Genomic DNA, 16031 nt, shown 5'->3' on the forward strand with positions numbered 1-16031 from the left:
CCCAGAGTTTAGAGATACAGAATGAAGAAACTGCGCAGGCCAGCAGGCAGGTAATCATAGAGCAGCGCACCGGGAATTCGCACGCCCAGAACCGCCTTGAACACCACCACAACCGCAACCGCAAAACCGAGGGAGATGCCCAGCATCCAGCCACCGCGATAACCCATGCGGCGCGCCAGCAGCGGCACAAAGACCAGGGTCACAGGTAGGTAGCCAACTAGCGGCACCAAAAGCACGTAGCCCATGAACCAAAACGCAAATTCCAAGCTGCGCCCCCATAGCCTAGCTTCCCACAGATCATAGCGTGAGGTGCGGCGCCACGGCAGGGCGTAGACATGCAAGCCGCCCAGAAGCACCATGCCACCAAGGCTGATCGCAGGCCAGAACCGTGGCTGGGCAAAGAGCTGGGTCTTTTTGACCCAAGCGGTTTGCTCTCCGATCAGCGCTAAGAGCAGCACCGAAAGGGTCAGAAACACCAGGGCAAAAATCAATTGGCCGCGTCGGGGGCCGACAAAGCGGCGTTCTCGTTCCGTTGTCATTGAGGGATCTTTTTTGCTTTGCGCAGAAACAGAAACCGGGGCCACAGCAGGCCCCGGCAGGATATTTGGCTTGGCTAGTCGAGCAGAGCACTGATTTTGGCCATGGTGGCAATATCGGCGGCCACGCGGCTGGCACTTTGATCCGCGTCCTGCCAGTAAACCAAGGCACCGGTCTCATCGGCCACGGCCTGGGCACGATCACTCAGCATGGTCTTTTCGGCCACCACGATGATCTTGTCGCGCACATCCTGCGGCGTATCCTTTGACACAAACAAGCCGTTCCACAGGGCAATGTTCAGACCTGCATCCAGCTCTCCGATGGCGGGAGCATCGGGAACCAGCGGAATGCGTTCATCGGTGATCGAGACCAGCACTTTGACCTGGTCCAGACAGGGCAGGATCAACTGCAATGTCGTATTGATGACATCCGCATCCCCCGAAGCCAGCGTATTGCAATCCAGCGCATCAAATGCGGCGTCCGATCCCCAGTTGAACCCGGCGTTCTTGGCAAAGGCCTTGGTTACCTGGGTTGGCGTCAGCACATCACCAAAATGGCCCAGCGCCACGTCATTTTCCTTGGCGTAGGCGGTCAGCTCTTCCATCGTTGAATATGGCGCATCAGCCGAGGTGGCGATGACAAAGGGATAGGTGAGGAAGATCCCCAGCGGGTCAAACTTGGCCGGCGTCAACGGCGCGATGTCGATCTGATGGCCCATGACCGGCACGCCGATGACAAAAGAGCCAACCGTGTACCCATCGGCCGGGGCATTGGCCACTTCGATTGCGCCGGGGAACGGCCCACCACCGCCGCCGGGCTTGTTCACAACGGCAGCCGCCACGCCATATTCGGCCTCAAAATCATCGGCAATCATCCGCGTCAGCACATCCTCCAGATCGCCAGGTGGCCAGGGCACGATAAAGCTCACTGGTTTTTCTGGGTATTCCGCCTGCGCAGCCACTGCGCTCAGGCCCAGAGCTGCCGCTGCAGCGGCCCCTTTCACAAGATTGGTCAATTGCATTTTACTCTCCCGGTTGGTGCTGAGGTTTCAGCGGGTGCGGTTCATTATTTGAACCATCGGTTTGAATTTAGATTGACAGTCCACCCGCTTATCTGTCAACAAAATAACATCTTGGGTGTTTGTTTTTGCGAACCAATGCCCTGTATTCACCCAGATGGAGACCGGATCAGCGCATGGGAACTGTCACCAAAGCCCTGTCATTGTTAAGTTTTTTTGCCCCTGACCGGCCCGAAATCGGGTTGAGCGACCTCACCCGCCTGTCAAGCATGAACAAGGCTACGGTCTATCGCCTCATGGGCGAGTTGCAGGCGGCAGGATTCGTTGAGCAGGGAGAAGGCGACCGCGCCTATCGGCTGGGACCGCAGGTTTTGCACCTGGCCGCCCTGCGCGAGGCCTCGACGCCTATTCTATCCGTTTCACGCCGGATCCTGCGCGAGCTGAGCGATGAAACCGGCGAAACCACCCATGTGTCGCTGGGACATGACAGCTGGGTGCAGACCCTCAGCCATGCCTATTCGCCGCGCCATGCAACCAAGGTCACCATGGAGGATGCCCAGACGGTGACCTATCATGCCACCAGTTCTGGGCTGGCGATCCTGGCCTATGCCGATCCGCAGTTTGTCGACAGCATTCTGTCGCAACCCCTGAAAAGCCACACAAGCAAAACGCTGGTCGACCCCGATCTCATCCGCAGCAAACTGGAACAGATCCGCCAGACCGGTCTGGCCGATACGCTGGGCAGCTTTGAGCTGGAAGTGCATTCCCATGCGGTGCCGATTTTTGGTGCCGACCATCGCGCCATTGGGGCACTGGCGGTGGCCGCCCCCGCCGCCCGCATGCCTGCCGCGCAACAAGACATCATTCGCGCCGCCCTACGGCGCGCAGGGGCTGCCCTAACCCATCGTATCGGGGGCCGCCCGCCCGCGGATTACCCCCAGTGCGCTGCCCCGTGATCCTGCCGTTTTTCCTTCAAGATACCCCCGGTCCTCTCCGGACCTGATCAGGAGTTTACCAGATGAAAGATTCCAATTTCCTCAAAGAACACAATGCAAAATCGCTATGGCATCCGATGGCGCATCCAGCCGACAGCCTAGCCAATCCGCCAACGATCATCACCGGGGCCAGCGGTGTGCGGATCCGCGACGTCGATGGCCACGAAGTCATTGACGCAGTGGGGGGGCTGTGGAACGTCAACCTTGGGTTTTCCTGCCAGCCCGTCAAAGATGCCATCGCCGCGCAGCTGGATGTGCTGCCCTATTATTCAACCTTTCGCGGCACCAGCAATGATCAGGTGATCCAACTGGCGGAAGAGTTGCGCACCTTCTTTGCCCCGGATGGGCTCAGCCGGGCATTCTTTACCTCGGGGGGATCTGATTCCGTCGAAACCGCCCTGCGCCTGGCGCGGCAGTATCACAAGATCCGCAGCGAGGCTGCGCGCACCAAATTCCTCAGCCTGAAAAAGGGCTACCACGGCACCCACATGGGCGGGGCTTCGGTCAATGGCAATGCCAACTTCCGCACCCAGTATGAACCACTCTTGCCGGGCTGCCATCACATCCCCGCGCCCTATACCTACCGCAATCCCTTCAACGAAAGCGACCCCGAGCGCCTGGCCCAGCTCTGCCTGCAAGCGCTGGAGGACGAGATCGCCTTTCAGGGGGCTGGCACCATCGCCGCCTTCATCATGGAGCCAATCCTGGGCGCCGGCGGGGTGATCCCCCCCCATGCAAGCTTCATGCCCGGCGTGCGTGAAATTTGCGACAAATATGGCATCCTGTTGATCGCGGATGAGGTGATCACCGCCTTTGGCCGCACCGGATCCTGGAGCGGATCGCGCCACTGGGGGGTGCAGCCAGATTTCATGTGTACCGCCAAGGCGATCACCAATGGCTATTTCCCCTTTGGCGCGGTGATGATCGCGGATCAGGTGGCCGAAGTGTTTGAACAGGACGAAACAGGCCGCGCCGCTATTGGCCATGGCTACACCTATTCCGGCCACCCCGTGGGCGCGGCCGCAGCCCTGGCCTGCCTGCAGGAAACCCAGCGCCTGAATGTGCCAGAAAACGCCGCCGCTCGTGGGCAGGAGCTGCACCAAGGGCTACAGGCCCTGCAACAAAAATACCCGCTGATTGGCGATGTGCGCGGTGGCCACGGGCTGATGTGCGCAATGGAGCTGGTCGCAGATCGCGACACCAAATCGGCCGCCGACAAAAAGACCCTCGCCAGGCTGCAGGAGGTCACCTATCAGAACGGTGCCATGGTGCGGGTCTCTGGCCCCAATATCATCCTGTCGCCCCCCCTGGTCCTTAGTACGCAGGACGTCACCGGCATCCTTGCTGCTCTCGACGCGGGTTTTGCTGCGGTCAGTTGATCAAAGACTGAATTTGGCGCGGGCAGCGATTTGCCCCGGCCAAATGCAGCCGCTATCACGCCAGCAACCCACACGATAGCGCAGGCAAATGGCCCAAGCACCGGCCCAGGACGCAACCGCAGCCGACCGAAGGGAGGCTGCCACCGGATACCATGGCGGGCCCGAAGCATATGCTTCGGGCCCGCTGCCTCTCATAGCGCCGCTCACGCGGCGCGGCACCGTGATATGGCAGAGGCGGCGCTATCGCAGCATCCACCGGTATCGCTTGCCGTCTTGAACAGCGGCTTGACCTGGGGTCAGAAAGTCAAACGAAATGCACATAGAAATCGCGCATCCCATCGCCCTCCAGATCGCGGGTCTTGCGCGCTTCCTTGCGCTTCATAAAGACGTGGTTGGCAACCAGATCGCTCCCCACCGCCTCGCACAGAGCATGGTCGCGCTCCAAATCAGCCACCGCGCCTTTCAGGTCAATCGCTGTGCCGTCGCGCGCATCCGTCCGATCAAAACCATCTCCTGTCTCCATCGCAGGCAGTGCATAGCCTTGCTCCACCCCCAACAAAGAGGCCTGCAATACCGCAGCAACCGCAGTATATGGATTGGCAGACGCATCCGCCATGCGATGCTCCAGCCGCGCCTTGCTCCCCCCTTCAGAGCTGATCCGAGTGGTGACATTGCGATGATCCCCCCCCCAATTCTGCCAATACCCCGACAGAGACCCCGGCTGCAGTCGCATATAGCTGTTGGCGGTGGGCGCGATCAGCCCCGCCAGCCCCTTATGGTGATGCACGACACCCGCCAGGCAGCCCCGCGCCAGATCGTTCATATGCTCTGGCCCGCCGCGCGGCCCCGAGGACAGCGCATTGCCGCCCACCTCGTTCACGAAGGAATAGTTGATATGCATACCAGAGCCGCCGGCCTCGGGCACGGGCTTGGGCATGAAGGTCAGGACGATCCCATATTCCAGCGCGATCTCTCGCGCCATCAGACGGAACAGCACGATATCGTCCACTGCCTTCACCGCATCATCAAAGGTCAGGGTGTATTCAAACTGCGGCGAGTCAAACTCCGCCGTGATCATATCCAGCGAAAAACCCATCTCATCCGCCATCGCCCAAATCCGGTCGTTAAAGCGCAACGGATCGGCAAATGGCCCGGTACCGTAGACCACGCCCCCCGGCGCGTCATAGGGCATCAAGCGGCCTCGCTCATCCGCCTGCAGCGCATAGGCTTCCAGCTCGATACCCACCTTGGGCTGCAGGCCGCGCGCCTGCCAGCCCGCAACAGCCCGCTTCAGCGCCCCGCGCGGGCACAGGGACAACGGCACCCCATCTACATCAAACAAATCGCCCAGCACGACATTGGTATTGGCATGCCAGCTGTTGCGAATATCGTCATGCTGCCAGCGCAGCTCCATATCCGGCATGCCCTGTTTGACCATCGCCCCCGGCGCATCCAACAGATCGCGATCATAGTGTGTGCCAAAAACTGAACGGCAAAACCGGGTGTCATCATTGCCAATTTTGGCCGCTGGCAGATACTTCCCCCGCATGATGCTAAGGTGGTCGCAGAACATCGCGCGCAAGCGGGTCTTCATGGCATTGATCCTTCCAGGTTGGTCAATCTGCAGAGGTGGCTGTGTCTAATCTCTTTCAGCTTGTCGTCTTCTTGGAACAAAAAGCAGCTCCGGTTTCAGAAACATGGCATTACTTAACATATTTAGTGTCACGCGGGGACGATTATTATCACCCATCCTGGTAGATGCGGCGCGAGCACCGTGTCACACGCACCGGCAGCTCTTTTATGCCGCCGACAAAATTTGATCGCAGAAACTTATGCGGTCCGGCAGCCTCGATGTGGCTGATGCGCTTGGCCAGTTCTTGAAACAGCACCGTCACCTCCAGCCTCGCCAACCACATGCCCAGGCAGACATGCGGGCCAAACTGGCCAAAAGAAAGATGCCGGTTGGGGCTGCGCATCAGGTTGACCCGAAAAGGATCGTCAAAATAGCTGTCATCCCGATTGGCCGAAGCAAACCAATACAGCACCTTATCCCCTTCGCGGATCAGCTTGTCGTGCACCTTGATATCGCGTGTTGCGGTGCGACGAAAATAGATTGCCGGGGTGGCCCAGCGAATGATCTCATCCGCTGCCGTATCCCAGATGGCACCCCCCGCCTGCATCTGCGCCAACAGCTCGGGCTGGTGACACAGCGCCTGTATGCCCGCCGCAATGGAATAGCGCGTGGTGTCATTGCCCGCCGCCACCAAGAGACAGAAAAAGTTACGAAACTCCGTCTCGGAAATGACCGAGCCATCCTTGGCCGGCTGCAGGATCATGTTCAGCACACCGGCGGTATCGCCCGCTTTGGCTTTGTCGGCCATCAACTGTTTGGCGTAAAGATACAGCTCCGCCCCGGCCGGGGAATTGAAAGGCATTAACCGAAACGCGTCGGTTTCCAGCTTGTCCATCACATGGGCCGTGAAATCCGGATCTGTATTGGCAATCAGCGCGTCGCCTTTTTCCACCAACCAGGGCAAATCGGTCTCGGGCAGACCAACCACCCGCCCCAGCATCCGCATCGGCAGGGTGCGGGCAATCTGCTTGGTGGCATCAAACTCCCCCAGTTCCAGAACCGGATCCAGTATTTCGGCGCAGATATCGCGAATTTCCTGCTCATACTGCGCCATGCTGGTCTTGGAAAACGCCTTCATCAGCTTCATGCGCACCTGCGAATGTTCTGGCGGATCGGTTTCCTGAAAGGTCCGCCGCGCCAGATATTCCTCATAGCTCTGATCCTCCATGCGGATCCCGCGCGCCGAGGAAAATACCTCCGTGTTCTTGTTCATCCGGGTGATGTCCTCATAACGGGTCACCGACCAGAAATTTTCCCCGCCAGGATACTGGGTCCAATGTATCGGATCGTGGCGCCGCAGCCGGGCAAAGGTGTTGTGCGGCGCGCCATGGGCAAAACTGTCATGACTGCTGAGATCAGCATAGCCGTCGTCCTGTGGTGTCCAGATGGTCATATTGGGCTTCCCGAATATCTCTATTATGTATACTATTGGGGATCATAAATATGTAAATATAAATCTAATGAGAAATTTCATGCACTTAGCCATTCTGGTTACGAATACTGACAAGAGCAGCTTTGCCGCAAAGCACCCCCTTGATGAAGAGAAGTTCACCCATCTCATTCAAATGGCGCGCCCGGATTGGCTCTGCAGCGCCTTTCAAATTCATGCCGGCGATTTTCCGGCAGATCTGCAGGCGTTTGATGGCGTGATGATCACAGGCAGCCCCGCCTCAACCCGTAGCGGCCTGCCTTGGATCGATCCACTCCTGACATTGATACAGAACATGCACGCACAAAAGCTGCCTCTGTTCGGTGCCTGCTTTGGCCATCAGGCCATCGCGCTGGCGCTTGGCGGCCAGGTGGCGCAAAACCCCGATGGCTGGGTACATGGGCTCATCCGGAATCATATGCAGACCCGCCCCGCCTGGGCACGAAAGCTTCCCGCAGATTTTGCCCTCTACGGCTCTCACAGCGAATATGTCGCCCGGCTGCCCGACGATGCAATTGAAACCGCAAAAAGCAGAGGGCTGAATGCAGGGTTTTGCATAGGCAACCATATCTGGACCAGCCAACACCACCCCGAGATGAGCCATGATTTCATCACCGCCCTGACCGAAGAAATGCGCCCCAGCCTTGGCACCGCCGCCTACGCCCAGGCCAAGGACAGCCTGCGCCAACAGGCAGATCAGGGGCTCTTCGCACAGAGCCTGGCCCAGTTTTTTGACGAAGCTGTTTGACCAGATCGGCCGCGCGGCGACCCACGCCACGGCCCCGGCAGATTTCATCTTACCCTAAATACCTCCGCCGGAGGCCTAGAAACGGCGCAACGCGCCTACGTGACTGCCGCCTAGCCAAGCGCCGCCAATAGATCCATCACCGTGACCTGATCAAACTGCACATGCTCTGCCATCTTGGCCCGCGCCGCACTGCGGTCATGGGCAAATATCAGCTCGGCAATCTCGCGATGTTCGCGGGCAGATTGCGCAATCGACCCCGGATACTGATAGCGCGCCCGATAATAGGCCATCAGCTTGCGCGCATTGGTCTTGATCATCTCCAACAGAAACGGATTGCCCGCCCCCATGGCCACTGCCGCATGAAACTGCAGGTTCAGCTGGTAATAGCCATTGGGATCGCCATCGCCCTTTCTGTCCGCATGGGTTTCACAGGCCCGCACTGCCTGTTCCAGCGCCCGGGCCTGATCGGGGGGCATGCGCCGCGCAGCCAGCCCTGCCGCCTGGCCCTCCAGGCTTGCGTGCACTTCAAGGATCGCCAGAAACTCTTCCAGTGTCGGCTTGAACAGCACCGCCCCCTTGCGCGGCTGGCGCCGGATCAGACCCGCCGCTTCCAGCTGGATCAGGGCTTCGCGGATTGGGGTACGAGACACGTTATGACGCGCGGCCAGCCCCGCCTCATCCAGCAGGTCGCCAGGATTAAGCGCCCCTGCATCGATATCCTCAAGGATCGCGTTCAATAGCCCTTCGGTCTGCCCTGCCACTGCCCAGCATCCTGTCTTGTCTGTTGCCAAATTCGCCCGCACATTAAGGCCCCGCACCGACCATGGCAACAAAGCACCCGGAGGGGCAACGTTGCCTGTCATATCGGGCGTCTTTAGCTGCTGCGATGCGGAACCGGGCCACGAATGTTCCGGGTCAACTCGGGCGCGACCTCGTCGGCCTCATACACCCCAAGCAAGATCCCCTTTGCCGCAGACTGTCCGCGCCCGGCTTCGATCTGATCATCGGAAATGGTGGTGCGCTGCGACATACGCAGTCCCCAATGCCGCAAGCGATCATACATCAGTGAGATGACATCATCGTGCTGCGGGCTTTGCCCCAAATCGACCAGTTCATCGGGGTCTTCCTGCAGATCAAACAACATCGGCGGCAGCCCGCCTTCGGCATGCATGAATTTCCAGCGCGCATCGGTCACCATGAACAGCCGGGCATCTTTCGGCTGCAACCCAAGCTTGGCACAGAGCGGCATGGTGGAATAGTCGAACTCTGCCACCGCATGGTCACGCCAGTCCGGCTCGGCCCCATGCAGCCAGGGCACCAGCGAATGCCCCTCCAGGATATGCCCCAACGGTGCCCCACCGGCAAAATCGAGAAAGGTTGGCGCAAGATCAATGGCTTCAACCAGGGCGTCACAGGTACTGCCCCGCGTCACATCGGCGGCGGCACGCGGATCATAGACAATCAGCGGCACCTTGATCGAAGGCTCGTGGAAAAGGTTCTTTTCGCCCAGCCAGTGATCGCCCAGATAATCGCCGTGATCCGACGTAATCACCACCATGGTGTCACGCATCCGTCCGGTTTCTTCCAGATAGGCAAACAGCCTGCCCATTTGATCATCCGCCTGTTTGATCAGCCCCATATAGGCTGGGATCACCTTCCGGCGCACCTCTTCGCGGCTGAAACTTTTGCCGATCGGATTGTTCATCATACCAGAAAAAACCGGATGTGCCCCCTCGCGCTCGGCCTCAGAGCGCACGGCCGGCAGCACATCCTCGGGGCCATACATGTCATGATAGGGGGCGGGAACAATATAGGGCCAATGCGGTTTGATATAGCTCAGATGCGCGCACCAGGGCCCGGTCCCGTTGGCGCGCTGGTCTTCCATGAACTCTATCGCCTTGCTGGTCAGCCAGGGCGTTTCGCTATCCTCTTCGGCAATATTTGCCGGCTTGTCGGCATTGACCATGAACCACCCCGAGGCAAGCTCATCCCCCGCCGCGCCCGGCGTGATGCCGGCATTGGCAAAATCATTCCAGGGGTTGTCGCCGGGATAGCCCCGCTGTTTCAGATATTCGTTATAGGGGCTGCGCTTGGGGTCATAAAATCCCGCCACCCCCTCTGCCCAGAGCCCATCATCGCGCACATAGGGGTCAAACCCGCATTCGCTTTGCCGTACCCCGATCACGCTGTCCGGTGCCAGGCCCAGCCGTTCCATTCCCACGGCATCCGCCACCATATGGGTCTTGCCGATCAGGCTGCAGCTCATGCCGATGTTGCGCAGATGGTCCCCCATGGTCCATTCGCCAACCTTCAGGGGGTAGGAATTGAACTGCACTCCGTGGCTGGACGGATAGCGCCCGGTATAGCTCGACATGCGCGAAGACCCGCAGGTGGGCGATTGCACATAGGCGCGGGTAAAGCGCACGCCCTTGGCCGCCATGGCGTCAATATGCGGGGTCTGCAGATGCGGATGGCCTGCGCAGCTCAGGTAGTCAAACCGCAGCTGGTCAAACATAATATAGAGAATGTTCATCGCGGGCCTCCTCTTGCCTATGTCACAACTATTGAACAGGTGAAGCAAAAAGGCGAGGCCAAAACAAAAATCATATGCCCCTATTCCGCCGCCGGATTGCCCGCGCGATTGTCTCAGTTCTGTGTGATGTCCCGCGCGGGTTTACGGCCCCTCGCCGGTGATATCCGGCTGGATTTCAACCAAGAGATCCCCGGCCTTGACCTGACCGCCAACCGCACAGGCAATCTGGGTCACGGTGCCCGCGACATCCGCCAGAATTTCGTGCTGCATCTTCATTGCCTCCAGCACCGCCAAGGATTGCCCTAAGACGACCACATCCCCCGCCGCGACATGCAGCGCGCGCAGATTGCCCGGCATTGGCGCCTGATGCGCCCCGCCGCCTGCCGCCGCTTGGGCCGACCTGCCCGCGCGCAGCCGCGTCACCTGCAACAGGCGATCCCCCGTGGCCAGAAACAAATCCTGCCCGATCAGCTGGTGGCATCGAAGATCAACCAAATTGCCATCCACGCGCAGGGGCGCGTTGTGCCCGGTATCGCCCTGCACAAAATGCCCGGTGCCGCCCAGATTGATTTCAATGCCCGTGCCGCTTTGGCGCAGCAAAGCCAGCACCGGGGCGCTGCCAGTCCCTGCCACCTCTAGCAGCATGCGCATCTGCAAGCCGCCCAGATCGCGCCCCTGGCTGGACCAGCCTATCAGCTCGGTCGGCGTCTGGGTCTGCTCGGCCCGTCGCGCCCGTTCGGTCTGATAGATAAGCGCAGCCGCCAGCGCCAGATCCGCACTGAGGTTTTGCACTGGCGGCAGCGGGTCGAAATGATCCACAATAAAGCCCGTTGTCGCCCTGCCGCCGACGAAGGCCTCATGCGACAGCACCGCAAGCAGGAAATCACGATTGCAGGCAGGCCCGAACAGCACCGTCTGGCGCAGGGCAGCCACCAACCGCTGCAACGCCTGATCCCGCGTCGCACCATGGGCGACCACCTTGGCCAGCATAGGGTCATAAAAGGCGCTGACCTCTTGCCCCGCGCGGATCCCGGAATCCACCCGGATCCCCGGCCCCACCGGCGGTTGCCAGTCACGAACCCGCCCGGATTGCGGCAAGAACCCCTGCGCCGGATCTTCAGCATAAAGCCGCACCTCGATGGCATGGCCGTTCAGGGTAATCTCGTCTTGCTGCAAGCCCAGAGCCTGCCCCCTGGCCACGCTGACCTGCAGCGCCACCAGATCCAGCCCGGTGATCATTTCCGTAACCGGATGTTCCACCTGCAGGCGAGTGTTCATTTCAAGAAAGTAGAAATCACCACTGTCATCCAGCAAGAATTCAACCGTCCCCGCCCCCAGATAGCCAATGGCCCGTGCCGCCGCGACGGCGGCTGCCCCCATCTTTGCACGCAGTGCAGGTGTCACCACCGGACAGGGGGCCTCTTCGACTACCTTCTGGTGGCGGCGCTGCACGGAACAGTCCCGCTCTGCCAGGTGGATGGTATGGCCGGTGGCATCGGCAAAGATCTGCACCTCTACATGGCGCGGCCGCAGCAGGGCCTTTTCCAGGATCATCTCATCCGAGCCAAATCCAGACAGGGCCTCGCTTTTGGCCAGTTCCAGCGCTGCGGCAAACTCAGCGGGGTCTCGCACCAGACGCATGCCCCGACCGCCGCCCCCGGCTGCTGCCTTGATCATCACCGGATAGCCAATCGCCACCGCCTCTGCCTGCAGCCGACCCAGCGACTGGTCCGCCCCCTCATAGCCCGGCAGGCAGGGGACCTCGGCCTTGGCCATCTGCCGCTTGGCTTCTGCCTTGTTGCCCATCAGTGCAATGGCAGTGGCGCTGGGGCCAATAAAGACCAACCCGGCCTTGCAGCAGGCGGCGGCGAAATCGGCATTTTCCGACAGGAACCCATAACCGGGATGCAGCGCCTCTGCACCGCTGTCCTGCGCAGCCTGCAGGATTTTGCCCATATCGAGATAGCTATCCGCCACCGGCCCAGCGCCAATGCAGATCGCCCGATCGGCAAACGCCACATGCGGGGCATCGGCATCGGCCTCGGTATAGATTGCAATGCAGGTCAGCCCCAGCTGGCGCGCGGTCCGCATGATGCGCAGGGCAATTTCCCCCCGGTTGGCCACCAGGATTGATGTGAAATCTGTCATAACTGCGCCCCCCTCAGGCCCGCCCAACGCCAAAGGCATTGGGGTTCAGATCACGGCGGCGCGCCTCTTGGCAGGTGGCCAGACAAAAGCCGATGACCGCCCGACTGTCGCGTGGGTCGATCATCCCCATATCCAGCATCCGCCCCGAAGTGAAAAACGCATCCGACTGGCCATCAAAATGGGCGGTGATACCCGCGCGCTGCTTGGCCAGGCGGGCTTCATCCACCGCGACGCCTTTGCGCTCGGCGGTGCGGCGCGCCACCTGTTCCATGGTCAGCGCCGCCTGCGCCCCCCCCATCACGCCCGTCATGGCATTGGGCCAGGTAAACAGAAAATCGGCACCAAAGGCATGGCCGCACATACCGTAGTTGCCCGCGCCAAAGCTGGCCCCGGTATAGAGCGAAATCTTGGGCACTCGCAGGTTGGTCACCGCCTGGATCATCTTGGCGCCATGTTTAATCATGCCCCCGCGCTCATAGGCGCTGCCCACCATATAGCCGGTGGTATTGCCCAGGAAAATTACTGGCGTGCCCGCCTGATCCATCAGTTGCAGAAAATGCGTTGCCTTGGTGGCACCATCCGGGTCAATCGGGCCATTGTTGCCCAGAATGCCCACTGGCTGCCCCATTATATGCGCCTGCAGGCAGACCAGCGCCGCGCCGTAGCCGGGCTTGAAATCCCGCAACACAGACCCATCCACCAGCCGCGCCGCCAGTTCACGCATGTCATAGGGTTTGCGGTAGTCCGCCGGGATGGCCCCGGCCAGCTCTTCGCTGTCATATTGGGGCGGATCATAGGCGACGGCGGGCGCAGCGCAGTTTTGCCAGCCCAGACCCGCCACCACATCGCGGGCAATTTCCAGCCCATGGGCATCATCTTCGGCCAGGTATTCCACCAGGCCCGTGACCTCTGCATGCATCTCGGCACCGCCCAGTTCGACGTCACTGGCCACTTCACCCGTTGCCGCCTGTACCAGGGCCGCCCCTGCCAGCATCGCCATGCCGTTGCCCTTCACCCCGATCACATAGTCCGATAGCCCCGGCTGATAGGCACCACCAGCGGTTGAGGCACCATGCAGCACCGTGATAACCGGATTGCCCGCCGCCGACAGCCGCGCCAGACCGGCAAACATGCCCCCGCCATGCGCCCAGAGTTCAACCGTGTAGCGCATCAGATCGGCCCCGGCGCTTTCGACCAGATGCACAAAGGGCAGCTTTTGCTTCAGCGCGATATCTATCGCCCCCAGCGCCTTGTCCACCGACTTTCCCGTCATCGCCCCGGCATTGATGCCCGCATCATCAACAAAAACCAGACAGCGCACCCCAGAGACATAGCCTATCCCCAGTATGATAGAGGCACCGGGGATCGAGCTCTCTGGATCGGGGTCATCCACCAGATAAGAGGCCATATTGTAGAGTTCGACAAAGGGCAGACCCGGATCCAGCAGCGCCGCCAGGCGTTCACGCGGCGACAGCTGGCCGCGTTTGTCAAAGACCGGGCGGCGTTCCTCTGATTTGGCAGCGGCGCGGGCCTCAAGGGCGCGCATCCGGTCAACCAGTGCCAGCATCTCGGCGCGGTTGCGGGTAAAGCTGTCACTGGAGGGGTTGATCTTGCTGTGAAACGCCGTCATCGAAGGGTCCTTATTGCATAAGCCAGAGCAGAGCGGCGAGCCGCAGGCAGGGCCTGTTGCACCAGGCGATAGTCAAACACCATCAGCCCTGCCCCCGCAGTCGTTCCAGAAGATCAGCATCCACCAAAACCGGGGCAGCAAGCAAGAGCTGGGCATAGCCCTTGGCCTGCGGGTCATTGCGCAGCGACGAGGTCCCGCCACCACCCAGCGCCCCATGCAGCACTATGTTCATCGCAAAGCACTCCGGCAGGTAGAAGCGTTCAATCGCGGCCTGCTCTGCCGCGTCGCTCTCTTGTAAAAAGTGGCCAAAAACCCGCCGCAGATGCGCAGGCGTCAGCGCCGCCCAGATCCAGGGCATCAGGCCGGGGTCGCGGGCCAGCACACCGATATTGGCGATATCGCCCTTGTCGCCACTGCGCGCCCAGGCCAGATCAATCAGTGGCACCTCGCACAGCCGGTCGGCCTGTGGGGTCACAGGGGGGGATGGTCGAGCCGGGGCAACAACCGCCGGGCCGGGCTGGGCAACATAGTCAATTGCGCCAAAGTCATCCGACACCCGCACAGCGACCTGATCCTTGGGCGTCAGGTAGGAAAACAATGCCAGCACCGGCGTCGGTTTTGGCCGCGCCCCGGCAAAGCCGCTCAGCCCCGGAGGCGTCGCCAGGCCCAGCCCGGTGGCCTCTTTCAGGAACAGGGCAACGGCGCGGGCATCTGGGTGGCGCACGGCGATCTTGGCCACGACCTCGCGCTGCGGGCCTGCCTGACGCATCGCGCCAAACTGGCTCTCCGCGCCCAGCAGCTCGACGCTGACATCGGTGAAATCCGGCGCTTGCATCCGGCGCAGCGCCGCGCGACAGCGCCGAAGCACGGTGTCGGCAAAGTGGCGCGCCTTCTCCTCGGCCTCCAACCCGTAGAAGCTGAAGACATGCCCCGTACGAAAGCCATCCGCATAGGTCAGACAGGTCTTGTAGCTCGCCGGAACGCCAGTGCCGCGCGCCCCTGCCACCCGCAAGCGGTCCGGCGCAATCTGCGTCAGGCGCACCTGCGAAAAATCGCAGGCCACATCCGGCAAGAGATAGGCCTGCGGATCGCCGATCTCATATAGCAGCTGCTCTCCCACCGTGGCGCGCGACACCAGACCGCCGGTGCCTGCAGGTTTGGTCACATCAAAACTGCCATCGGGGCCTATCTCGGCAATCGGATAGCCAATGTTCTCCAGATCCTGCGCCACCGCGCGCCAATCGGTGAAATTGCCGCCAGTGGCCTGGGGGCCACATTCCAGAATATGGCCCGCCAGACTGCCGCCCGCCAGGGCATCCAGATCCTGCGGCCCCCAGCCAAAGTGGTGTATCGCCGCGCCCAACGTCACAGCGCTGTCAACGCAGCGGCCCGTGATGACGATATCCGCCCCCCGGTCCAGCGCCTGCGCAATGGGAAAGCCCCCCAGATAGGCATTGATACTGGCAATCTGCCCCAAAGGCGGCATCGGAGCGCCAGAAAACATATCGCCCGGAGCGCGGGCGGCGACCTTGTCGCGCTGCGCCATCAGGTCATCGCCGGTGATCACCGCTACCCGCAGGGCCTGCCCCTGCGTCTTGATCTCAGCCCGCAGCGCTGCCGCGCAGGCCTCTGGGTTCACGCCGCCCGCGTTAGAAATGATCCGTAGTCCCTGCCGGGCGATCTCGGTCAGGTTTGGCGCCATGGCCGACGTGATGAAATCCGTGGCATAGCCCGCCGTCGCATCCCGCGACCGGGCCCGCGCCAAGATCGCCATGGTGATCTCGGCCAGGTAATCATAGACGATAAAGTCCAGCCCGCCAGCCGCCAGCAATTGCGGTGTCGCCAGGCTGGCATCACCCCAGAAACCACTGGCTCCGCCAATGCGCAATTGCTGTGACATCTGCGCCTCTCTCCCATCCTGTCTCGCTCCGGCCAAAAACAGACCGATCGTTCTGTTTACCGTGGTGCAGACAGCGCCCAA

At 61.0% G+C, this 16031-nt stretch carries 12 protein-coding genes; 3 read left to right on the forward strand and 9 right to left on the reverse strand.

Going from position 1 to position 16031, the window contains the following annotated elements; genetic code table 11:
• Positions 1 to 8: 8 nt before the first annotated feature.
• Entirely contained in the window at positions 9 to 539 is a 531-nt protein-coding gene (locus P2081_RS12350) for a tripartite tricarboxylate transporter TctB family protein (RefSeq protein WP_278923176.1), read from the reverse strand.
• 74 nt (positions 540 to 613) lie between these two features.
• On the reverse strand, positions 614 to 1558 hold the full coding sequence (locus P2081_RS12355) for a tripartite tricarboxylate transporter substrate-binding protein (RefSeq protein WP_278923177.1): 945 nt from the start codon (positions 1556 to 1558) through the stop codon (positions 614 to 616).
• A 173-nt stretch (positions 1559 to 1731) separates the two neighbouring features.
• Here P2081_RS12355 and P2081_RS12360 point away from each other — a divergent pair, with 173 nt between their 5' ends.
• Together P2081_RS12360 and P2081_RS12365 are read left to right on the forward strand one after the other, a co-directional pair.
• Positions 1732 to 2511 (forward strand): IclR family transcriptional regulator, encoded by a 780-nt coding sequence (locus P2081_RS12360; RefSeq protein WP_278923178.1) that lies wholly within the window; start codon positions 1732 to 1734, stop codon positions 2509 to 2511.
• Positions 2512 to 2573: 62 nt separating this feature from the next.
• Entirely contained in the window at positions 2574 to 3929 is a 1356-nt protein-coding gene (locus tag P2081_RS12365) for an aspartate aminotransferase family protein (RefSeq protein ID WP_278923179.1), read from the forward strand.
• 304 nt (positions 3930 to 4233) lie between these two features.
• On the opposite strand, the gene P2081_RS12370 is transcribed toward P2081_RS12365, so the two are convergent.
• On the reverse strand, positions 4234 to 5523 hold the full coding sequence (locus tag P2081_RS12370) for a type I glutamate--ammonia ligase (protein WP_278923180.1): 1290 nt from the start codon (positions 5521 to 5523) through the stop codon (positions 4234 to 4236).
• A gap of 148 nt (positions 5524 to 5671) precedes the next feature.
• Positions 5672 to 6955 (reverse strand): cytochrome P450, encoded by a 1284-nt coding sequence (locus P2081_RS12375; protein WP_278923181.1) that lies wholly within the window; start codon positions 6953 to 6955, stop codon positions 5672 to 5674.
• 79 nt (positions 6956 to 7034) lie between these two features.
• Here P2081_RS12375 and P2081_RS12380 point away from each other — a divergent pair, with 79 nt between their 5' ends.
• A complete protein-coding gene (locus P2081_RS12380; RefSeq protein WP_278923182.1) occupies positions 7035 to 7739 on the forward strand; it encodes a type 1 glutamine amidotransferase in 705 nt (234 codons plus the stop codon).
• Positions 7740 to 7849: 110 nt separating this feature from the next.
• On the opposite strand, the gene P2081_RS12385 is transcribed toward P2081_RS12380, so the two are convergent.
• The 5 genes from P2081_RS12385 to P2081_RS12405 all read right to left on the reverse strand — a co-directional run bounded on the left by P2081_RS12385 (position 7850) and on the right by P2081_RS12405 (position 15950).
• Positions 7850 to 8500 (reverse strand): GntR family transcriptional regulator, encoded by a 651-nt coding sequence (locus P2081_RS12385; protein WP_278923183.1) that lies wholly within the window; start codon positions 8498 to 8500, stop codon positions 7850 to 7852.
• Positions 8501 to 8613: 113 nt separating this feature from the next.
• Entirely contained in the window at positions 8614 to 10272 is a 1659-nt protein-coding gene (locus P2081_RS12390; RefSeq protein WP_278923184.1) for a sulfatase-like hydrolase/transferase, read from the reverse strand.
• 141 nt (positions 10273 to 10413) lie between these two features.
• The gene (locus P2081_RS12395; protein WP_278923185.1) at positions 10414 to 12420 is read right to left on the reverse strand and encodes an acetyl/propionyl/methylcrotonyl-CoA carboxylase subunit alpha; all 2007 of its coding nucleotides are present in this window, start codon (positions 12418 to 12420) and stop codon (positions 10414 to 10416) included.
• A gap of 13 nt (positions 12421 to 12433) precedes the next feature.
• Positions 12434 to 14050 (reverse strand): acyl-CoA carboxylase subunit beta, encoded by a 1617-nt coding sequence (locus P2081_RS12400; protein WP_278923186.1) that lies wholly within the window; start codon positions 14048 to 14050, stop codon positions 12434 to 12436.
• Between the two features lie 82 nt (positions 14051 to 14132).
• Entirely contained in the window at positions 14133 to 15950 is a 1818-nt protein-coding gene (locus P2081_RS12405; protein ID WP_278923187.1) for an acyclic terpene utilization AtuA family protein, read from the reverse strand.
• Between the last annotated feature and the right edge of the window lie 81 nt (positions 15951 to 16031).

The sequence above is a fragment of the Pseudophaeobacter profundi genome (assembly GCF_029697505.1).
GTDB lineage: Bacteria > Pseudomonadota > Alphaproteobacteria > Rhodobacterales > Rhodobacteraceae > Pseudophaeobacter > Pseudophaeobacter profundi.